The 20,509-nt window shown below is 38.9% G+C and carries 22 protein-coding genes; 16 read left to right on the forward strand and 6 right to left on the reverse strand.

Annotation, left to right across the window (positions count from 1 at the left end; all coding sequences use genetic code 11):
- Positions 1–9: 9 nt before the first annotated feature.
- The 9 genes from NYE65_RS24790 to NYE65_RS24830 all read left to right on the forward strand — a co-directional run bounded on the left by NYE65_RS24790 (position 10) and on the right by NYE65_RS24830 (position 10,900).
- Entirely contained in the window at positions 10–1,092 is a 1,083-nt protein-coding gene (locus NYE65_RS24790; protein ID WP_340861958.1) for a dipeptide epimerase, read from the forward strand.
- Positions 1,093–1,116: 24 nt separating this feature from the next.
- A complete protein-coding gene (locus NYE65_RS24795) occupies positions 1,117–2,118 on the forward strand; it encodes a C40 family peptidase (protein WP_445670436.1) in 1,002 nt (333 codons plus the stop codon).
- Positions 2,119–2,416: 298 nt separating this feature from the next.
- Positions 2,417–4,216, forward strand: a complete 1,800-nt coding sequence (locus tag NYE65_RS24800; protein ID WP_340861960.1) for a S9 family peptidase — start codon at positions 2,417–2,419, stop codon at positions 4,214–4,216.
- 217 nt (positions 4,217–4,433) lie between these two features.
- The gene (locus NYE65_RS24805; RefSeq protein WP_340861961.1) at positions 4,434–5,984 is read left to right on the forward strand and encodes a histidine kinase N-terminal 7TM domain-containing diguanylate cyclase; all 1,551 of its coding nucleotides are present in this window, start codon (positions 4,434–4,436) and stop codon (positions 5,982–5,984) included.
- A 796-nt stretch (positions 5,985–6,780) separates the two neighbouring features.
- Positions 6,781–7,578 carry a DUF2935 domain-containing protein gene (locus NYE65_RS24810; RefSeq protein ID WP_340861962.1) on the forward strand — a complete coding sequence of 266 codons (798 nt, stop codon included), beginning with the start codon at positions 6,781–6,783 and terminating at the stop codon, positions 7,576–7,578.
- Positions 7,579–7,725: 147 nt separating this feature from the next.
- A complete protein-coding gene (locus NYE65_RS24815) occupies positions 7,726–8,376 on the forward strand; it encodes a GntR family transcriptional regulator (RefSeq protein WP_214768222.1) in 651 nt (216 codons plus the stop codon).
- A 113-nt stretch (positions 8,377–8,489) separates the two neighbouring features.
- On the forward strand, positions 8,490–9,278 hold the full coding sequence (locus tag NYE65_RS24820) for an SDR family NAD(P)-dependent oxidoreductase (protein ID WP_340861963.1): 789 nt from the start codon (positions 8,490–8,492) through the stop codon (positions 9,276–9,278).
- A 34-nt stretch (positions 9,279–9,312) separates the two neighbouring features.
- A complete protein-coding gene (locus NYE65_RS24825) occupies positions 9,313–10,065 on the forward strand; it encodes an SDR family NAD(P)-dependent oxidoreductase (protein WP_034312008.1) in 753 nt (250 codons plus the stop codon).
- A gap of 49 nt (positions 10,066–10,114) precedes the next feature.
- Positions 10,115–10,900: a glucose 1-dehydrogenase gene (locus tag NYE65_RS24830; protein ID WP_340861964.1), complete on the forward strand. Its 786-nt coding sequence runs from the start codon at positions 10,115–10,117 to the stop codon at positions 10,898–10,900.
- A gap of 188 nt (positions 10,901–11,088) precedes the next feature.
- Here the strand turns inward: NYE65_RS24830 and NYE65_RS24835 are convergent, their stop codons facing one another.
- Positions 11,089–11,244 (reverse strand): DUF4021 domain-containing protein, encoded by a 156-nt coding sequence (locus NYE65_RS24835; RefSeq protein ID WP_082609346.1) that lies wholly within the window; start codon positions 11,242–11,244, stop codon positions 11,089–11,091.
- A 156-nt stretch (positions 11,245–11,400) separates the two neighbouring features.
- On the opposite strand from NYE65_RS24835, the gene NYE65_RS24840 reads away from it, so the two are divergent.
- Entirely contained in the window at positions 11,401–12,051 is a 651-nt protein-coding gene (locus NYE65_RS24840; RefSeq protein ID WP_034311999.1) for a lysozyme family protein, read from the forward strand.
- Positions 12,052–12,139: 88 nt separating this feature from the next.
- On the opposite strand, the gene NYE65_RS24845 is transcribed toward NYE65_RS24840, so the two are convergent.
- The 4 genes from NYE65_RS24845 to NYE65_RS24860 form a co-directional block, all read right to left on the reverse strand.
- Positions 12,140–12,691: a DUF402 domain-containing protein gene (locus tag NYE65_RS24845; RefSeq protein WP_340861965.1), complete on the reverse strand. Its 552-nt coding sequence runs from the start codon at positions 12,689–12,691 to the stop codon at positions 12,140–12,142.
- Positions 12,692–12,854: 163 nt separating this feature from the next.
- Positions 12,855–13,355: a VOC family protein gene (locus NYE65_RS24850; protein WP_328177989.1), complete on the reverse strand. Its 501-nt coding sequence runs from the start codon at positions 13,353–13,355 to the stop codon at positions 12,855–12,857.
- Positions 13,356–13,641: 286 nt separating this feature from the next.
- On the reverse strand, positions 13,642–14,055 hold the full coding sequence (locus NYE65_RS24855; RefSeq protein ID WP_057277670.1) for a VOC family protein: 414 nt from the start codon (positions 14,053–14,055) through the stop codon (positions 13,642–13,644).
- Between the two features lie 62 nt (positions 14,056–14,117).
- Positions 14,118–14,585, reverse strand: a complete 468-nt coding sequence (locus NYE65_RS24860; protein WP_340861966.1) for a DinB family protein — start codon at positions 14,583–14,585, stop codon at positions 14,118–14,120.
- 164 nt (positions 14,586–14,749) lie between these two features.
- Between NYE65_RS24860 and NYE65_RS24865 the strand changes: the two genes are divergently transcribed.
- Together NYE65_RS24865 and NYE65_RS24870 are read left to right on the forward strand one after the other, a co-directional pair.
- The gene (locus tag NYE65_RS24865) at positions 14,750–14,878 is read left to right on the forward strand and encodes a hypothetical protein (RefSeq protein ID WP_340861967.1); all 129 of its coding nucleotides are present in this window, start codon (positions 14,750–14,752) and stop codon (positions 14,876–14,878) included.
- A gap of 549 nt (positions 14,879–15,427) precedes the next feature.
- Positions 15,428–15,808, forward strand: a complete 381-nt coding sequence (locus tag NYE65_RS24870; protein ID WP_053535009.1) for a VOC family protein — start codon at positions 15,428–15,430, stop codon at positions 15,806–15,808.
- A 97-nt stretch (positions 15,809–15,905) separates the two neighbouring features.
- Here the strand turns inward: NYE65_RS24870 and NYE65_RS24875 are convergent, their stop codons facing one another.
- The gene (locus NYE65_RS24875) at positions 15,906–16,226 is read right to left on the reverse strand and encodes a 2Fe-2S iron-sulfur cluster-binding protein (protein ID WP_340861968.1); all 321 of its coding nucleotides are present in this window, start codon (positions 16,224–16,226) and stop codon (positions 15,906–15,908) included.
- Between the two features lie 265 nt (positions 16,227–16,491).
- On the opposite strand from NYE65_RS24875, the gene cdaS reads away from it, so the two are divergent.
- From cdaS to NYE65_RS24895, 4 genes are all read left to right on the forward strand, one after another.
- A complete protein-coding gene (gene cdaS, locus NYE65_RS24880) occupies positions 16,492–17,112 on the forward strand; it encodes a sporulation-specific diadenylate cyclase CdaS (RefSeq protein WP_328177993.1) in 621 nt (206 codons plus the stop codon).
- Between the two features lie 268 nt (positions 17,113–17,380).
- Complete coding sequence (map, locus tag NYE65_RS24885; protein ID WP_057277666.1) at positions 17,381–18,127, forward strand: type I methionyl aminopeptidase; 747 nt, start codon at positions 17,381–17,383, stop codon at positions 18,125–18,127.
- A gap of 229 nt (positions 18,128–18,356) precedes the next feature.
- Positions 18,357–19,112, forward strand: coding sequence for a helix-turn-helix transcriptional regulator (locus tag NYE65_RS24890; protein ID WP_048684497.1), 756 nt, complete (start codon positions 18,357–18,359; stop codon positions 19,110–19,112).
- A gap of 111 nt (positions 19,113–19,223) precedes the next feature.
- Positions 19,224–20,471: a GTPase family protein gene (locus NYE65_RS24895; protein ID WP_278088949.1), complete on the forward strand. Its 1,248-nt coding sequence runs from the start codon at positions 19,224–19,226 to the stop codon at positions 20,469–20,471.
- Positions 20,472–20,509: the final 38 nt, after the last annotated feature.

The raw sequence follows: 20,509 nt of genomic DNA on the forward strand, positions 1-20,509 counted from the left end.
GTTGTTAATATGAAGATTGAAAGTTTACAAGTATCAGTGGAAACCTTGCCACTTATCAAGCCATTCAAGACTGCATTACGCACTGCAATGGAAATTGAAAACATCATGGTTTCCGTAAAATTGGAGGATGGAACGGAAGGTTTGGGGGCTGCAGCCCCTACGGTTGCCATCACAGGTGATTCTACAAAAGGAATCATGACGGTCATTGAAGAAGTGATCAGACCACATCTACTTGGCCGCGACATCGAGAATATCAATGCATTGTCTCAGCTGATCCAACGATCCTGTGTAGGTAACACAAGTGCAAAAGCTGCTGTTGAAATCGCTTTGTACGACGCAGTCAGCAAACGATGGCAGCTCCCATTATATCAATATCTTGGCGGTAAATCTAATGTCCTGAAAAATGATATGACAATCAGCGTTGATGAACCTGAAGAAATGGCAAAGGCGGCATTGTCCCTTATCGAAAGCGGATTCTCTACGATGAAGATAAAACTGGGGAAGGATTGGAAGAATGACGTGGAGCGTGTTGCCTGCATTCGTGCTGCTGTTGGCGAACAGGTCATGATCAGGATTGACGCAAATCAAGGGTGGACAACAAAACAAGCGATTTCCATCATTCATGAAATCGAAGAAAGAAAGCTGAACGTTGATTTGGTGGAACAGCCCGTGCAAGCCCATGATATCGAAGGATTGAAAAAAATAAAACGCTCTGTCCAAGTGCCGATCATGGCCGATGAAAGTTTGTTTTCCCCACGTGATGCCATGAGGCTCCTGAATGAACATGCTGTTGATTTCCTTAATATCAAATTAATGAAAACTGGCGGAATTCGACGTGCACTCCAAATCGCCGATATGGCAGAAGCAGCCGGGGTGGAATGCATGATCGGGAGTATGATGGAATCATCCGTTAGTGTAGCGGCCGCGGCTCATCTGGCAACCGCCCATCCAAATATAACGAAGATTGATTTAGATGCCCCATTATGGATTAAGAATGAGCCATTTGAAGGCATTCAATTTATGAAAGATCAACTTCTCATTTCCGATAAACCTGGACTGGGAGTCAAGAGGAAATCCTCTTTTGCTCAATAAAAAAATTTCGAAAGGGTGAATGATTTGAAAAGGTTAACCGTTTTTGTGTTATCTTTATTGGCTTTTGGCATTTTAGTAGGCAGTCCCAATGAAGCTAGTTCCAGGGAGAAGCAGAGAATTGCCTATGTTGATGTGAACGTGGCCACTCTTTGGACTGAGCCGGGATTATTAAGGGGAATCGATGCCCCTTCTGCATCGAATCCCGCTGATTTGAATGAATGGATCGGCTCGATGAAATATGAAGACAAGCTATGGCTTGTAGGTAACCTGGAAACACAAGCTTTATATGGTTCTAAAGTGACGATTCTTGAAGAACGTGGCGAATGGGTGAAAGTAGCCGTTTCCAATCAACCTACACCCCGCAATGATATTGGTTACCCAGGTTGGATGCCGAAGGGACAATTAAAAGACGGACATTCTTTTGAGAAGCAATTTAAACGAGGATTTGCCCTTGTAAATGCCCCAAAGACCTGGCTCTATTCGGATTCGAAACTTCAGTCCAGATTCATCGAAGTCAGCTTCAATACCCGCCTTCCGCTATTGCAGGTGAAAAAAGATAAAGTGAAGGTGATGACACCGGGTAATGGGGCAAAATGGATGGAAAAGCAAGACGTTTCAGTCTATCAAAATGAAAATCAAATACCGGATCCAACCGGTAAGGACATCGTTGAATCAGGAAAAGGTTTTTTGGGGCTACCTTACCTATGGGCTGGAATGTCCGGTTTTGGATTTGACTGTTCTGGATTTACGTATACGATGTACCATGCTAATGGAATAACGATCCCACGGGACTCTTCCATTCAGGCCCAGCATGGCAAAAAGGTTGAACAAGAAAATCTTCAGCCAGGTGACTTACTATTTTTTGCCCATGATAAAGGGAAAGGAAGGGTCCATCATGTCGGAATGTATATTGGTGACGGCAAAATGATCCATTCGCCTAACAGCTCAACACATGTAAGGATTGATGAAATAAAAACATCGGGATACGGAGAGGAATATGCCGGAGCAAGAAGATATATCGATTGATGCTTAACAAGCTTAAGAGCCCAGTGCTCTTAAGCTTGTTTCATATGTAAATAGATCTTTACTCAGTATATAGAATGACATAACGATGCTCCGATGAATTTAAAAAAGAATAGTTTTGCATAACCTGGATGTTCCGAATGCCTATAGAGTGTTTTAGTTAATATTTAATGAGACTAAATTATCCATATTTCGCTAGTTAAAACCTTAATTCACTATTTCCTCAGTACCTTTTAGGAAAAATATGGTATAATTATTTACGGATATTTCTCAATATTATAAAAGTAAGGGGTTGCCAATGATGATCACTTTTCCAAAACCTGATGTTGAGCAATTTTTACGAACGTTTTCCATTGCTGATTTTGCTGTAAGTCCAGATGAAAAACATCTGGTTTTCAGTACCAATTTGAGCGGCAAGTATAATTTATGGGGAATGGATTTGCCAAACTCCTTTCCTTATCCGCTAACATCCATCGATCAAAGCTGCCAAGGGCTTATATATGATAAGAAGAGCCGGTTTATCATTGCTGGTTTCGATCAAGACGGTAATGAAAATACCCAGTTTTACGGAGTTCCTTTGAATGGAGGAACAATGAAGGAAATCGTTAATCATGAAAATACACGTAATTTCATGCCAAAATTATCGAATGACAGTAAAAATCTCTATTACACGACATCCAGAGGAAATCCTTCCTTTCTTAATTCCTATTGTTTGGATTTAGAATCAGGACAGGAAAGGCTGGTACTGGAGGGAAAAGATGCAGCGACCTATTTATTTGGCTTCAGCCCGGATGAAGAAACCTTACTTTACTATAAACACTTTGCTAATACATATACTCTTCTCTATGCAAAAAAAGGGAACGAAGATATCCTGCTCACTCCGCCGACAGAGAAACAACACACAGTGAATGATGGGGTTTTTGTTTCGGATTCGATGATATATTTATTGACTGATTATGATTCGGACTTTACCTATTTGGCTTCATACAACCTTGAAACAAACAAGTTCTGTAAAGTTAAAGAATTGGAGAATGAGAGTTTTACTGCTTTTACTTATAGTAAAGAGAATCAATTATTATATATAACCAGTCAAAAGGGTGTAGAGGATCAATTATATGAAATCAATCTGCAAAATGAAAATTGGAGAAACATCCCCGTGCCATGCAGTGTCATTAATAAACTTGAAGTTGCTGCATCAGGCACGCTTTACCTATTTGGCATGAGTGCAACCAAGCCTCATAATATCTATAAAAATACAGGTGATGAGTGGGTATCATTAACTAAATATACTGTTCCTGGCGTCGATTCTAATGAATTGGTTGAACCGGACATCATTACCTACCCTTCCTTTGATGGCCGGGAGATCGAATCGTTATTTTTTAGGGCAAAAAAGGAAAATGGCAATGGTGAAGTAATTTTTTGGCCTCATGGAGGACCTCAAGCGGCAGAACGGAAGTTTTTTAGAGCTTCATTTCAATTTTTTCTGAATAACGGTTACAGTATTTTCGCGCCAAACTTCCGCGGTTCTACTGGTTATGGTTTGGAATTCATGAAAATGGTAGAGGGAGATTGGGGAAATGGACCGCGACTTGATAATGTAGCCGGCCTTGATTGGCTGATAGACCAAGGGCATGCACAAAAAGGCAACATTCTTTTGATGGGCGGAAGCTTCGGAGGCTACATGGCCCTTCTGTTGCACGGGCGACATGCGGATTATTTTAAGGCGGTTGTCGATATCTTCGGCCCATCCAACCTATTCTCATTTATCAATTCTGTACCTGAAGACTGGAAGCCAGTAATGGACCAATGGGTAGGAAATCCGGAAAAAGATAAAGAAAAACTAATCGAGTTTTCGCCTATCACTTATCTAGAATCCATGATAAAGCCAATGCTTGTCATTCAAGGGGCAAACGATCCCCGTGTCGTCAAAGAGGAATCGGATCAAATCGTTCAAGCGTTGAAGGATAAAGGAAGAGATGTCGATTATATGCTTCTAGAAAATGAAGGACATGGATTTTCCAAAAAAGAAAATGAAATTGCCGTCTATCAAAAAATACTCTCCTTCTTAAAGCGATTCACAGCAGTAACAGAGAAGGTATAATCCATATTTATACAAGTTAAGAACCCCTGCCGCTCACGTTCAAAGTGATGAAGCAGGGGTTTTTGAGTTTTGGGAGTTAGTAAATAGCTTCCTAATACGGCATTAAAATCAGTCATTCAAAATTCAGAATTCCCCGAATAAACACTAGTCACCTAGTTATAAAGTGCTATATAATATACGGAAAAATCATTTTTTTGTTAAACGGAGTTGATTCGCAATGCCACGGGAATTATCGATATACTTACTCGTAGTTATATTGGCAGGTGCTTTAAGTTTGTTCCTGTGTTTATTTGCACTATTAAAGGTCAAGGATGCACCTGGAGAAACACCGTATATTATCGTGACATTATTGTCTTCCATTTTTACTTTTTCCTATGCTTTCGAACTTTCCAGTACATCTTTGGAACAAATCTTATTTTGGTTAAGGGTCGAGTACTTGGCCTTGCCTTTCATCCCAGTCTTCCTTTTGTTGATGTGCATAGAATATATAGGGCATAGAATCAAGAGGGTATGGAAATATGCACTCTTCATCATACCGTTCATCACCATTTTCATGCATTATACAAATGATTCTCATCACTTTTATTACAAATCAATGGGATTGAGAGGCGATAGTCCTTTTCCAATAATTAAACTGGTGGGCGGCCCTTGGTTTTACGTTCACTCCCTGTTTCTTTTTTTATGTGTGATGATAAGTATAATAATATTGCTAAGGCAGTTGAAAAATTCTTCATTCAGATTCAGGATGCAAATATCAATGATGGTGGCAGGTCTGCTTATTCCTATATTAGCAAATTACTATTATATAAATGGATTAAGCTTATATGGTATCGATCTTGGTCCTGTATCCATGAGTATCACGTTTATTTTTCATGGTGCGGCACTATTGACTTTTCAAATGTTCAATGTAGCACCGATCGCCAGGGATACTGTTTTTGAAAGTATGAAAGAGGGTGTCATCGTTTTAAATCAACAGGGTTTGATTGTTGATTATAACCATGGAATGCGCAAAATCATACCTTTGTTGGATGAACATACTATAGGTAAATCGATTACAAGTGTGCTAAATGGGAATCATCATCTTAGTGAAATAATCTACCTTAAGCAAGACAGTGATTTTACATGCAGCATAAATGGTGATATGGTACATTACCATATTGGTTTTTCACCCGTGTTCAACAAAAGCAACCTGCCTATCGGACAGATCATTACCTTCGCCGACGTAACTGAAAGAGTGCTCATGCTGGAAAAGTTGAAACAACTTGCCAGCTTGGACGGGTTAACCCAAATATTGAATAGAACATTTTTCATCAAAAAATCGGAAATTTTATTCGATGCTCTAAGCAGGGAAGGCGGCAGTGTTTCAGTCATCATGTTTGATATCGATCATTTTAAAAATGTTAATGATACTTTTGGACATGAAGCAGGGGATGCCGTCATAATGCTTGTTGCAAATACTGCAAAAGAATATATTCGGGAAGGAGATCTATTGGGGCGCTATGGTGGTGAAGAATTTATCGTATGTTTGCCGAATACCGCTTTACCGACTGCATATGAGTTAGCCGATGTTATAAGGGGTAAGGTTTCTGAAAGTATTGCAGAGGTTAATGGAGAGAAGATTTCCGTTACCTGCAGTTTCGGTGTGACTCATGCATCAATTGAAGCTGGTGATCGAGGCCATACCATCCAAACATTGATGCCACGGGCCGACCAAGCCTTATATGCCGCAAAGAAGAATGGCCGAAATTGTGTACGGATCATAGCCTAAGACTATATTACCATTCCTTTAAACCTTGAACTTGTTCTAGGTTTTTTCATTGTGTTCATAATTGTTGTATTCAGTAATCCCTGTAAACAAACTGAAGAACTTGCGTAACTTCTTGTAGCTGGAGATTACTTTTTACTTGCTCTGAATACTCTATAACCGAGGCTGTTTCCGTAAGAAAAAATGAGGCGGTAATGTTGTCCATGACTCGTTTCAAAGATTCATTCAAAGGCTGAAGGGGGCTATTTGAAGCTGAAGAATTCATTAATTCTTCTAAGACGGTACTCGATCTCAAGATTTTTACCTCTGAAAATCCGTTTTCGGAAGGAATTTAACCATTCGGATTGCATCAATAATTCTCTTAAATGATAAAAGTTCATGATTTCCTTTTTTGAGGCAGAATCAAGGCTGGTTTCCGCTGTCATATCAAAATAGAAATCCGCAGTAAGAGAAAAACGAGCAAGAAGAAACGGTCTGATTTCAGCTTTCCATTTGCTTTTAATTCTATCGTCCCTTAATTCTATTTCTGAACTTTCACCACTCGAAGAACATTGTTTTTTTAGTTATACTGCCAGAGATTAAATTAGAACGCAAATGAACGTTTTTGGAGAAGGTATGAACACGTTTGACCCACTTGGGGTGTGGACGGGATTTTGTCTCGGCCGGATGTTCAATCGTGCGGGTAATGAATCAATTTTAGATTGATTAAGCCACATATAATTTATATTAATAAGTTTGTAGGTTTAAGAATACAAATTATAAGTGTGTTTCTTTTACTTTAAATTATGGGGGAGAGCAAATGAACGAGTTTTTGGAGAAAACAGCAAGATTCGAGCATCGGTTTTGGCTGCAAATCTTAGGAGACCATGCCAGGTTCATCCACGAGTCTTTAGCTCCGGTCGAAGTGGAATACATTGAAATTGCCTCAGAATTCATTCGAATTTTTGATACTCTCCTTCGTAAAGCCAATTCGGAAGAGATTTCGCAACTTACTGCCACAGCAGAACAAGAAACATTAAGATTTCGGGAGTTTAAGCTATGTCTTTTAAAAGAGCATCTGGTAGGTAAAATTAAAATACATCTTTCACCTTCATTTATTAATCATATGGTGAACGAATTAGAAGAATATTTAAGATTATTGAAATATTTCAATGCAAATCAAATGCCGCCGGTTTTTCATGAACTTCATCATCATTTGCTTTGGCTGCTAGATGCAGCAGGGCATGCAGGTACAATATCATCCAATATGGATGATGTTGAAAAAAGATTAAAAGAGAAAAGTGAGCAATATAAAAAACATTTTAATGATTTTTATTTAAAAGCTGTTGAAATGGCTGGATTTTTACGAACTAATCTGTCAACATTCCCAGCATTGGAAAAAATGAATGCGGACGTCACATTGGAAATTAAATTCTTCCAGCACTTCCTGCTTGAATTGGAGGAGCTTGACCTCAGTGCGCAGGCTCTTGGAACTTTTTCGCCATTAATGGCCGATCATATGTGGCGTGAAGAATGTTATTATTTAACGAAACTCGCTGAATCGACAGACATGGAAAAGCCAAATTGCGATCCAGCGAAACCGAGGCTAGTCGAATAAAAAAGTACCTCATGGAGCCCTTTCTTTAAACGGGCTCTTTATATGTGCTTTCCTTAATGGATGTGATTTATAAAGGAAGTTAATTCCTATCCTTATGTTATACTAGAAGAACTAAAATTAATTATAGAAGTATAGGAGTGCTGAAAGATGTTTGGAAATGCTTCCAATTTGACAGATGGCATTTATTTTGGAGAATCGTTACCACAACAAATCGCTAAACACATTTTAAAAAAAATCATTGAAGGTGAAATAGAAGCTGGAGAGAAAATCGTCGAAGAAGACATTTCCAAAGAATTGAACACTAGCCGTGCACCAGTACGTGAAGCCCTTTATTTACTGCAGGTTGACGGTATTGTTGAGAGGATGCCGCGGCGGGGAACGATCGTCAAGCCATTTTCACAAAGGGAAATCATTGAATATAATGATGTTACGATCGGACTGATCCAGATGGGCATTGAATTTTCCCAAGGGAATTGGCACTCAGAAAATAAGCAATCATTACAAAGGCATTTGGAAAGTGCAACCGATGAGTGTGAAAAAGGTAATGTTATCGAGTATCAAAAAAGGGCAACACAGATATTTCGATATATTTTTTCAATCGCCAATAACAAAGCATTAGCAAGATTTTTTGAAGAAGCCAGTCATATCCTCATGGTTTTTGCCCAAAGTCAATGGAATACGGAAACGATGGAAAGTTTCCATTTCAGATTAAAGATGTCTATTGAGGCCATTCTAGAAGATGATTTAGTTAAAGCAAAAAATGAAATTCATGAAGCCTTGAATCGTGGAGTGATGTAGAGTCTTTGACTCTAAAACCGAATTGTCGACAATCGACAAAAAGAATGTTATGATGTAATCGTATTCAAACAAGAATATCTTCACCAAGATCAAAGGGAGAAAGGGAGAATATTATGCAAGCATTCGATTTTACAGAAAAAGTAGCAATTGTTACCGGTGGCGGCGGGGGTATCGGCCGGGCAGCTTCTATTACACTTTCAGAAAATGGTGCCAAAGTGGTTGTTGTAGACCTTTCGGAAGAGGCTGGCATGCTAACGGTAAATGAAATCAAAGAAAACGGCGGCGAAGCCAAATTCGTTAAAGCCGATGTTACAAAGGAAGACGATATAAAAAATTATGTTCAAAAAACGATAGATTTCTATGGAAAAATCGATATTTTCTTGAATAATGCAGGTTGGGAAGGCAAAATAATGCCGCTTATCGACTATCCTGCTGAGGTTTTCGATCAATTAATGTCAATAAATGTACGAGGTGTTTTCTTGGGCATGAAACATGTATTGCCCCATATGATTGAACAAAAAAGCGGGGCGGTCGTGAATACAGCTTCTGGAGCTGGTTTACTGGCAACGCCAAACATGGTGGCGTATGGCGCTAGTAAACATGCGGTTCTAGGAATGACGAAAACAGCTGGTGTCGAAGTAGCTCCACATGGTGTCCGGGTGAATGCCGTCTGCCCAGGTGTCGTCAACACGGCTATGATGCGGTCGATTGAAAGCGGATTTGGTCAAGGAGATTCCGCGGCAGCTGAAGCGGCTAGAAAACAGTTGGAAGCAACGACTCCGGATGGCCGGTATGCTGATCCTCAGGAAGTTGCAAATCTAATGATGTACTTAGTATCCGATCTTTCCAGCCACATTACGGGTCAAGAACTTGTAATCGACGGAGGGGCCATTTTAATCTGATTAGCAAAAAACATTATTAAAGGGGGACCCATACATGAGTTTAAAAGGAAAAGTCATAATAATTACAGGAGCGGGCAGCGGAATTGGTAAGGAAACGGCATATAAATTAGCTGATCAGGGAGCTATTGTCGTAGCGGCTGATTATAATGATGTTGCCGCTAAGGAAACGGCTGAATCTATTCAACAAAAGGGAGGCACGGCATCTTTTGTGAAAGTGGACGTAGCTAAAGCGGAAGAAGTGGAAGCGATGGTCGAAGCAGCAATTGCCAACCATGGCACCATCAATGGCATATTCAACAACGCTGGAATTGGACTTGTAAAACCATTTTTGGAAATGGATCCAGAATCATACCACAGAGTCGTTGATGTTGACCAACACGGCGTATATTATGGCATGTATTATGCAGCAAGGAAGATGGTCGAGCTTGGTGTAACTGGGGCAACGATCGTTAATACAGCTTCTATATATGGGACGATGGTTTCAATTGGCAGCTTTAATTACCATGCCGCAAAAGCTGCAGTCATCGCCATGACTAAATCCGGTGCCATTGAACTTGCGCAATATGGGATTCGTGTTGTAGGCGTTGCACCAGGTTTCATCGAAACGCCGATCATTGGTGAAGATCAAGAGTTTCTGGACAGTTTGGCACAACTTCATATGAGGAAAAAATTGATTCAGCCAGAAAAAGTTGCTGAAGTTGTAACGTTCTTGTTCTCTGAAAAAGCGGACGCCATTAATGGACAAGTCATCCCTGTTGATGATGGATTCTTAAGCTTTAAAGGATAATAATAATCAAAGGATTTTCGTGATAACTTAAAAAAGGGAGTTTTGACAAATGAGCGAACGATTCGATGACAAAGTTGTAATCATTACTGGGGCAGGATCAGGGTTAGGACAAGCAGCCGCATTGGAATTGGCTAAAGAAGGGGCTAAACTTTCATTAGTTGACTTAAACGATGTATCTTTGGAAGTGACAAAAAAATTAATCTTGGAAATTGCACCAAAATCGGACGTGCTTCTGGTCACTGCAGATGTATCGGATGAAGAAGCAGTAAAGAACTATGTAGACCAAACAGTCAGCAAGTATGGCAGAATCGATGCATTTTATAATAATGCGGGTATCGAAGGTAAACAAGCTCCTATGGCTGAATACGATAGCAAAGTTTTCAACAAAGTGACGGACATCAATATAAATGGTGTGTTCTATGGTATGAAATACATTCTGCCAATCATGAAAGAACAAGGATCAGGGGCAGTGGTGAACGTGGCTTCCGTAGGTGGAATTCGTGCTGTACTTAACCAAAGTGCTTACGTTGCGAGTAAGCATGCTGTTGCAGGCTTAACGAAAACAGCTGCCATAGAATATGGTCAATATGGAATCAGCATAAATGCCATTGCACCAGGAGTTATCTTAACGGCAATGGTAGAAGGTTCATTCAGGCAAATAGGCGGGGAAAATTGGGAAGAAGCAATGGCGGATTTCGTCAGTGTGAATCCTAAGAAACGCTTTGGTAAACCAGAAGAGGTCGGCCGTTTAGTCGCCTTCCTATTATCAGGGGAATCGGAGTTCATCAACGGGGCTGTCATTCCGATTGATGGCGGACAGTCTTCACAATATTAAATGTGTAAAGGGAGTGACAGTATTAGGTCACTCCCTTTTTAATCGTATCCTTTTATTTTATGACCAAATTAATTCAAATTTTAAAAATCAGTACATTATGAAACGAAATGCGAACCATTAGAATAGTAACGGAACTCATAAAAAAACGCCATATTAAGGCGCTTAACAAACATTAAAGAAACCAATCGTTACTTTTCTTTATCATGAAGCTTATCTTCATATTCAGTTTCCAACATACCATACAGACCATTCATTTCTTGTTCATCCGGATCTGCCCCAAACTCGTTTCTATATTTTTTCTTTTTATCATCAAGGATTTCTTCTTTTTCATTCTTCTTGTCCATACATATCACCTCCAACCAATAGGGTGTCTCATTGTTTGATAAAATATGCATGGTAATCTCATTTGCAAAACGTTTTATTGGGTATTCTAAATAGTTATTAGTCTTACTATTTGTTAAGATATAAATATATTAACTTAGAGATATCGGAGAGGGAATGTGAAGAAGAAGAAACGTAAGAAATCAAAGAAAGTTTTTACCATTTTCATCCTGATTTTTGGATTTTTGCTCATTAAGGAGATCATGAAAACCCCCTATTCCGAAAATGTTTCCACATCAGTAAATACGCTTGATTCTTTCGCGAACGTAAAGAAGTATAGCTCACTCCTTCAAGGGGAGTTGGCTAAATACGGACTTGAGGAGCATACTTCGACATTGATTGCTTTGATGCAGCAGGAAAGCCGAGGACGGGGCGGTGACCCAATGCAGGCATCTGAGTCAGCGGGTCTTGATCCAAATACAATCACAGATCCAACGGAAAGCATTAAGTATGGGGTGAAACATTTTAAGAGGATCAATGAATATGGCAATGAAAAGGGTGTGGATTTTGCCACGATCATTCAAGCATATAACATGGGTATTGGTTATATTGATTTCGTGGCGAATGAAGGGGGCAAGCATAATGAAGAGCTTGCGAAGAAGTTCTCCATGCTTCAGGTCGAAAAGAACCCCAAGCTTTATGATTGCGGCGGGGACAAGGATAATTTTCGGTACCCATATTGCTACGGTGACTACTCATACAGTGCAAAGGTATCTAAGAACATTGAGGAGCTTGGTAACAGTATATCGGCTCAAGCTGATGGTGAGTGAGGGGAACAAAAAGCCTGCTGAATGAAGTAGGCTTTTTGTTCATGGTAATGCTACCTCTTTTGCGGAGTTCAAAGAATTAAAACGATTGTCATTTATTGTTCAACCATGGAAGGAGGTCGTTATGTTTATAGAGTTTCCCGGATTCCTCAATGATTTGTGAAAGAAGGATATCAATGGAATCAAGTAAAGAGTTTAAGGCTTGTTTAACAGAACCACTCTCAAATTGCTCTAAGGGCACAGGTAACTCTTCCTCATCCAAAATAAAATGTGACCCATCCGGAAGCACCATTATATCAATGATCAAATCCTCAAAGGATAACAACTTATCCGCCATATATGTATTTTTTACAATATTAAAATAGGAACCTAAATAATTGCCTTCATTATCTCTCCAAATGTATAAATTATAAGGGCGGTCTTTCCAATAATAAGCTATCGTATAACTTCCAATGGGTATGTTTAATTCTATGGGACCCGCTTTCATCGTGAACGCATCCATGATTTCATGAAAAAGCACGACATGATGATTTTGTGCGTTTAATAGCATACAGGTATGTTCTACAACTAAAGAGTCATAGCGGATTTTTCTTTCAATTATTTCATTGCCAAGTTGAAGTGGTTTGGTATATATTTTGTCCATCATTTTATTTCTCCCTTAAAAACCATCTATATCATTATGCCATTTGTTTCTTTTCTACTTTGGTAAATATCAAAACCTAATTTCACAAGTACCGAGAAATTAGGCTTTAACTATTTCAAAATCGTTCACTCTTCTGCCTAATCAGAAAGTTGTTTATTGGAACTTATCCTTGATGCGCCTGCTCTAAAGTTTTAATGTCAATTTTCTTCATTTGGAGCAACGCCTTCATCATTCTTTCCGATTTTTCAGGATTGGAGTCGTTCACCATCTCGGTTAGACTTTCTGGGATGATTTGCCATGACACACCAAATTGATCTTTCAGCCAACCGCACACTTGCGCCTTTTCATCTCCGCCTTCCGAGAGTTTCCCCCAATAATAGTCCAATTCCTTTTGATCCTCGCAATGGATGATAAATGATATTGCCTCTGTGAATTTGAATTGAGGACCGCCATTTAATGCTACGAATGTTTGTCCTTCCAATTCAAATTCCACGGTCATCACAGAACCCATTGTCTTTCCATGGATTTGATTTCCTTCATTTCCATAGCTAGTGATTCTTCCGATCTTAGAATTTTCAAAGATGGATGTGTAGAACCTCGCCGCCTCTTCGGCCTGTGAATCAAACCAAAGGTTAGTTGTGATTTTTTGAATTTTGTTTTTCATGATTTTTCTCCTTTATTGTTTTCATCCTAGCTATTATGGTCAGGAAATGAGAATTGATTCGATAAGATAAGATTAAATACCTTGAAAGTACCCTTTCACTATACACCTTTTTTCCTGAACCAAGATAATGATGTAAAGTTATGTTGTGTTTTGTGTTTTCCAACCAATCATTTAACTAATCCCCTTAATCCTTTGCTTGTTACAATATCCTTCTCATGATGATGGAAATACAAAAGGATATAGAAACTTTTCAACCGTGAAAAGTCCTATATCCAAATTCCGTTTCTCAGCTTTCGAAGTTAAATTGCCATTTGATTCCGAATTTATCGGTTAACTGACCGTAAATTTTACTCCAGAATGTTTCCTGCAGCTCTAGACCAACCGTGCCGCCTTCACTTAGTTTGTTAAAGATCGATTTAATTTCCTCCACATCATTACCGACATATGCAAGGCTGATATTATTTCCTTCTACAAAAGGCATACCAGGAAAAGTATCTGAAAACATGATATTGCTACCATTAATAGTAAGCCTTGTATGCATGACTAAATCTTTCGCTTCTTCTGGAAGGGGAAATTCCGGATTAGGCGGTGTTTCCCCAAAGGTCATGATATTTGGTTGTTCCGTTCCAAAAACCTCTGCGTAGAACTCTACTGCTTGTCGACAATTCCCATTAAAATTAAGATATGCATCAACTGACATGTATCTCACTCCTATTTTCTTATTTATTTTTCAATGCTCCCAATTTATTACTTAATGCATGATTACCTTACGAAAAATTCCGGTGGTTCAATTCCAAGGGTTCTAAGATAAATATAACCCTGTCCCCTATGGTGGATCTCATTTTCCAAGGCATATTGAAGTCTATCAAAGTGGCTTTGTGAGGGACCGAAAAAAGGATCTTTTTCAACTACTTCAAGCGTTTCCTCGGTCATTTCCTCCCACAATTTCCTCGTCTCATCCCTTACTGTTTCGCATGCTGATACGAGTTCTTCTTTGGTGGAAATTTCGGCAAAGGAATCTGGAAACTCCCAAATACCCAGTGCAATTCCACGCATATATCCAGTCTCAATGTTCATGACTTCTTTAACCATCTCTGCGAAAGGGCGAAGCTTCCCGGCCGGTGTATAATGAAATAATTCCTTTTCAGGGAAAGCTTCAACCACCCGCAACGTCAATCTCCTGTTGCCTTCCAATATATTTAACAAACCCTCTTTCGAAAGAACCACCATTTCACTCTCCTTTGATCAATACTCTGTATAAAAGTTCTGTGAAAAATCGAAAAGTCCTGCAAATTCCTGAATATAAAGAATGCATAGCTTTTTTTAATAAACAATGGAGCAATTCCATTAATATATAATTAACCAATAGAAAAAGTAAAAAGGGGAAATGTCATATGTACGGTTCATTAAATAAAACTAAATTAATAAAAAATGATTTAAAAGGCATTGCGAAATTAATGTATCAGGATTTATCAGTTGATACTAGAGAACCTAACAAAGAGAAATTTAGATTTTACTATTGAAAGCATTCGTTATATAGATGCTTATACGAAAAGATTAAGCACTGCTCAAATGGGTAGGGAACTTTTAAAGAATCATTTTGATAATTTTGTGGTAAGGATAGGTGCGTATATTGGAGAAGTTATAAAAAGGAATATAAATCAAGATTATAAATGGTATGAATATGATTCTGTATATCATTTTTCTTCTGCACTTGATGAAGTGAATAGGGGCATTAACAGAGACGGTTCTTTACTCCAAAAAGAGAGATAGAGTATAATGCCATTGACTGTGGTAGCTCAACATCTGGAAGGGAATCCGGCACATACAGATTTCTTGGAATATGTAGAAGAAACAATTAAGCAAAGTTCGTAAGAGATATCCGCTTCCCATAAACAATTGTGTTGGTTTTCAAAAACCTTCCCAAAAGAGGAAAAATTCAATTTTTGTATATATTGATTAAATCTTTCATTTATTATACGATTTAATCAGTTATATTTTCCCAACCAGCATGATGCTTATACATAAATGATTCAATTAATAACGGAACCAGCAGAAAGGGAGAGAAGCCAATGATTAATAAAGTCGGTCAAATTATGTTATACGTTAATAACCAAGATGAGTCATTGAAATTTTGGACGGAAAAATTCGGATTTAGCGTAATTTCTGAAGAAGATAACGGCCAAGGGTTAAGATGGATTGAAATAGCACCAACAAAGGATGCACAAACGAGTATCATCCTGCATAATAAGGAATTCATTGCTAAAATGCAGCCTGAATTAAATCTTGCTACACCTTCATTAATGTTTTACTCGGATAATCTTGATGAATTATATAAAGACTTTTCGGAGAAGAATATCAAAGTGGGAGAACTTGTAAATATGCCATCTGGAAGAGTCTTCAATTTTGCTGATAATGAAGATAATTACTTTGCGGTCATGGAAAAGAAGTAAATCATTTAGCTAAAGATAAAAAACATCAAAACGACTAGAAAAAATATTTTTAGTCGTTTTGATATTTTTTGATCAAACTACACTCTTTATGAAACATTTAGTCTTCAGGCCTTGGCCCAGCAGGAATTCCAGAGTTCTCAACCGTCTTGATCGGCCGAATTGTTATGTCTCCATTCACGTAAATTTGACAAGATAAACGCAAATGATCTTCCATTCCTTTTTCCTCAAAGACCTTTTTTTCTTTATGGGTAACCTCCAAAAAATCACCTGCCAATATTTCCACTCTGCAAGTTGTACACTTAGCTTTCCCACCGCATCGGTGGAGAATATTTATCCCGTTATCTTCCAATGCCAATACTAATTTTTTTCCCATTTCAACTTCAAACGTTCCTTGGTCTAATACTGTTACATAAGGCATCTCATACCACCTCTTATTATAGGATATCTATCAACAGGTCATTAATATATCTATTCTCTTACCTTGTCCATATGACATAAAAAAATGTGAAGTCACTGCTGATTTATAGTAAAGATGAATAATTAATTATCGTGAAGACAAACTTTAAGTACATTCATAATGTACAAAGGGATAAATAGAGCTAGGGAAAATAAGCATGGTCTTTTAGTGGGAATTAAGATCCATTGAAAAAAAGAGTAGAATAATTAAAGGGAGGTGCATGCCTGTGAATAATGGACATTGTGATTTTTCACCAATGAAACAAACGTTAAAAGAGGAGATACGCCAAGTAATATCGGCATTACAGAATAACTTAGAAGCAATGGGTGATGAAAATTATTGTCTTCTTGGAAATTTCGAGAAAATAAAGGATAAATTCATATACATTGATATGAAAGCAGCAACATTTTATTTAAACTGTTATTTGTCACCATTTACGGACAAATATCCCGAATTATCAACTTGCGTTCAAAATTTATCGAATTTGAGACATGGCGGGTTGATTGTGATTCAACGGGGAGATCCCCTTGATTCATTGATTCAACCCGGTATTTCTATAGGAGCGGAGTTAACCCATTCTTTATTGGAATCGATTTTTTTTCCTGGAAATCCACTGCATGATGGTGCCGTTTTGGTTAGTCAAAATCAGATTGTTTCCGCAGCAAATGTCCTTCCGCTTTCAGACATGTCAACCGGGGGAAAGAAACTGGGAACACGGCACCGCTCTGCTTTGGGTTTATCTGAACGGAGTGATGCCCTTGTATTGGTAGTATCAGAGGAAACAGGAAGAGTTTCATTTGCAATGAATGGGAAACTGTACCCAATTAATACACACGGGCCTATATAGAATTATTAAGACCATAAGTCACAGGGTAATTATCATGTTCCAGTTAATTCACCCCTGGAATATTCAATCGCGTAATAAGTAATCGCTGGATCCTTTTTAGGCTTTTGTAATTTTGCTTATTTTATCAGAATGACAGGTACAGAAAATTTCATGAATTAATCAACCCGGTGATTTTTACCGGGTTTTTGGTTGCTTTTTATATAAAAAAAGGCATATGATAAATAAGGAGTCTCAAGCAGATAAGTTATAAAACGAAAGAGGATTTTACATGATAACCATTAAAAGTGAACGAGAAATAAATTTGATGCATGAAGCGGGCAAACTTCTTGCTGCGACGCATAGAGAAATTGCAAAAATGATAAAACCGGGTATCACGACTTGGGAAATCGAGGAATTTGTCGATCAATATTTGGCAGAGCATGGTGCTACACCTGAACAAAAGGGCTATAACGGCTATAAATATGCAACATGTGCCTCAGTGAATGATGTGATTTGTCACGGGTTTCCGCAAAAGAAAGCCCTAAAAGAGGGAGACATCGTCACGATCGATATGGTGGTGAACCTTAACGGCGGTTTGGCGGACTCAGCTTGGACATATGCAGTCGGAGAAGTTTCCGAAGAAGCTCGGCGCTTAATGGATGTAACCAAGAATGCTCTATATAGAGGCATTGAAGTTGCACGGGCAGGAAATCGTCTCGGGGACATTGGGCATGCAATCCAGTCTTATGCAGAAGGTGAAAAGTTTTCTGTTGTCCGCGATTTTACAGGTCACGGAATCGGCAAAACCATGCACGAGGACCCTACCGTCCTACATTATGGTAAGCCAGGTAAAGGTGCCCGTTTAAAAGAGGGCATGGTCATCACGATTGAGCCTATGCTTAATGCAGGAACATGGCATATGAAAATGGACCAAGACGGCTGGACTGCGAGAACGGCAGATGGAAAGCTTTCCGCCCAATATGAACATACCCTCGTCATTACAAAAGAAGATCCGATCATTTTAACGGAACAGTAAGCAAAAAAAGAAACGGCCTTATCATAGGCCGTTTCTTTTTTTGTTTTAAACTATTTCACAATAAACCTCGGCAGAATATTCAGAATTCTCCTATCCCACAATAGATCGAATCCAAAAAATTAGTACTAGGCAGTTTGGCATTAAAAACTTTACTATTATGTGGCAGCACAGGATAATAAGGGGAAGGAAGAAAATTTAATTATATACAGTATTAAGGGGGGGAATGACTGTGAAGAAAGGGGAGAAACTGTCTGCGACGGTAGAAACCGTGGGGTTGAGCCAGCGCGAATTTTTAACGATTTTCTTACTTCACTCTTTGAGGATAAAAGCGAATTATCCAAGGGCGATTCACCAGGACCTGAAAAATACGTTCACTGGAAAAGTGCATAGCTATGACTATTTATGTAAAATATCGAATACGCTAGTCGAATCCAATCATTTATCATTATATACGAATAAGGGAAGAAATTATTATCAAATAACGGAAAAAGGCAAAGAGCTTTACATATGGTATCAAGAAAATTTCCTGGAACGGTTTTCCGAAGTGAAAAAGGTCATTGATCGCTTCATGTTCGATTTAAGGGGATCTGGTGAAAACCCACCGGTTGTAAATGAGCTTCCAGAAGAATACAGGTCTTATTTCTCGAAAATAATATCGGTGAAGGACCTTGTCCGTTATGTAACTTTAAAAGCCGCTTTCACTAAGAAACCCATTTATATGGGGGAAATTGGCGATCTGCTTAAAAATCAGTTCGGCTGGATCGCTTCAAATGGCTATTTATACGATTTATCTCATGAAATGGAAGAGAACGGCCTACTTGTCGGCAGGTGGGAAAGTGAAAAACGAACTAAACGGTATTTACGAATAACCGATGAAGGACAGCATCATTACAAACAGATTGCGGATTCTGCGGCCTTTCAAGTCCAGGAAATTCAAAAATACATGGCCAGTGTCGTCATGTTCTTAAAAGAAAAGAGTTATTGATTAGAGAAATGGAACCCCTTAATTTGCAAGGAGAATGAATTTACATGCTTAAATTGAATTGCTCAAGGGTAAATGTTACTTAAGACACTTCTTAAAAAGGGGGAATGAGTGATGGCGGAAAAACAAGATGAAATGGGAAGCATATTCAGTTTCATTAAAGGCCAGGTAGATAAGCTCCCAATTTCACAATCGAAAAAGACCAAAATGCTCGACCAGCTCTTACAGCTGAAAACGATGACTGTTGATGCAAGGGAACCGCGAATTGCTCTTGTCGGTAGAAGAGGGTCTGGAAAATCCTCACTGATCAATGCGATGTTTGGTCAGGAACGGCAATATGTCAGTTCCGTTAAATCTGGAACGGGTAAGGGTAAATGGTTATGGTACCCGAGTGATGCCGAACCCAAAATTCGCTTGCTGGACTCACGCGGGCTGGGTGAGAGTGAAGCTCCTACGGAAGAGTTCGAGGAAGATACACCATTGGATGAATTGATAAAAGCGGTGACTGAAGAACAGCCTGATGTGTTTCTTTTCTTGATTAAAGCAAAAGAAGCGGATTCACGTATTGAAGAAGACTTACAAGAATTGAATAAGCTGCGCAAGATCGTTAAAGAGAATCACCATTATGATGTACCTGTCATCTGTGTGGTCACACAAGTGGATGAATTAGATCCGCCACATTATAAACAAGTACCTTTTGATGCCAATCCTAAGAAAAAAAAGAATATTGATGAAGCCATCGCTCTGATGTCAAAACGATTTAAAGAGAGTGAAATACCACTTTTGAACATTATCCCTACTTGTTCGTATATTGATTTTGATGAAAGCGGAAATATTGAATATGATATGCGTTGGAACATAGATTTGCTTTCTGATTACTTAATTGAGGCCTTACCCAGTGAAGCGAAGCTGAAGACAGCCAAAGCGATGCAGAGCCAATTCGTAAAGAAAAAATTCGCACGGACGATAGTGGGAACGTTTACGGCAATCGCAGGTTTAATAGGTGCAGAGCCAATACCTTTTGCCGATTTTCCCATTTTGACCGGCATTCAAGGTTTGATGATTGTGGTGATTGGTTTTATCGCGGATAAAGAAATCAATACGAAAACGGCAAGTGAATTCATTGCAGCGTTAGGAATCAATGTTGGCATCGGACTCCTTGTCAGGGAAGGTGTCAGGGCTGCAGTCCGTTTCATTCCAGGAGCTGGTCTAGTCGTTTCCGGTGCGGTAGCGGGTGCCGTCACTTATGGAATCGGGCAAGCCGCGATAGCCTACTTTCTTGAAAACAAGAATATTGATCAGGCGAAGGAGGCTTACAAGAACGCGAACAAAGAATATAAAAATGAAGACATTGACTCTTAATCTGAGACTCGAACCATAAACTACACTAAGGTGATATG

Source organism: Peribacillus sp. FSL R5-0717, from assembly GCF_038002945.1.
Taxonomy (GTDB): Bacteria; Bacillota; Bacilli; order Bacillales; family DSM-1321; genus Peribacillus; species Peribacillus frigoritolerans.

Bases quoted from the DNA above. Each gene is read 5' to 3' on its own strand.
- NYE65_RS24860 (WP_340861966.1), bottom strand. From the start codon at position 14,585: ATGGTGGTTCTTTCGAAAGAGGGTTTGTTAAATATATTGGAAGGCAAC.
- NYE65_RS24855 (WP_057277670.1), bottom strand. From the start codon at position 14,055: ATGTCAGTTGATGCATATCTTAATTTTAATGGGAATTGTCGACAAGCA.
- NYE65_RS24850 (WP_328177989.1), bottom strand. From the start codon at position 13,355: ATGAAAAACAAAATTCAAAAAATCACAACTAACCTTTGGTTTGATTCA.
- NYE65_RS24815 (WP_214768222.1), top strand. From the start codon at position 7,726: ATGTTTGGAAATGCTTCCAATTTGACAGATGGCATTTATTTTGGAGAA.
- NYE65_RS24805 (WP_340861961.1), top strand. From the start codon at position 4,434: ATGCCACGGGAATTATCGATATACTTACTCGTAGTTATATTGGCAGGT.
- NYE65_RS24875 (WP_340861968.1), bottom strand. From the start codon at position 16,226: ATGCCTTATGTAACAGTATTAGACCAAGGAACGTTTGAAGTTGAAATG.
- NYE65_RS24820 (WP_340861963.1), top strand. From the start codon at position 8,490: ATGCAAGCATTCGATTTTACAGAAAAAGTAGCAATTGTTACCGGTGGC.
- NYE65_RS24790 (WP_340861958.1), top strand. From the start codon at position 10: ATGAAGATTGAAAGTTTACAAGTATCAGTGGAAACCTTGCCACTTATC.
- NYE65_RS24865 (WP_340861967.1), top strand. From the start codon at position 14,750: ATGTACGGTTCATTAAATAAAACTAAATTAATAAAAAATGATTTAAAA.
- NYE65_RS24830 (WP_340861964.1), top strand. From the start codon at position 10,115: ATGAGCGAACGATTCGATGACAAAGTTGTAATCATTACTGGGGCAGGA.
- NYE65_RS24810 (WP_340861962.1), top strand. From the start codon at position 6,781: ATGAACGAGTTTTTGGAGAAAACAGCAAGATTCGAGCATCGGTTTTGG.
- NYE65_RS24870 (WP_053535009.1), top strand. From the start codon at position 15,428: ATGATTAATAAAGTCGGTCAAATTATGTTATACGTTAATAACCAAGAT.
- NYE65_RS24825 (WP_034312008.1), top strand. From the start codon at position 9,313: ATGAGTTTAAAAGGAAAAGTCATAATAATTACAGGAGCGGGCAGCGGA.
- NYE65_RS24835 (WP_082609346.1), bottom strand. From the start codon at position 11,244: ATGGACAAGAAGAATGAAAAAGAAGAAATCCTTGATGATAAAAAGAAA.
- NYE65_RS24800 (WP_340861960.1), top strand. From the start codon at position 2,417: ATGATCACTTTTCCAAAACCTGATGTTGAGCAATTTTTACGAACGTTT.
- NYE65_RS24895 (WP_278088949.1), top strand. From the start codon at position 19,224: ATGGCGGAAAAACAAGATGAAATGGGAAGCATATTCAGTTTCATTAAA.
- NYE65_RS24845 (WP_340861965.1), bottom strand. From the start codon at position 12,691: ATGGACAAAATATATACCAAACCACTTCAACTTGGCAATGAAATAATT.
- map (WP_057277666.1), top strand. From the start codon at position 17,381: ATGATAACCATTAAAAGTGAACGAGAAATAAATTTGATGCATGAAGCG.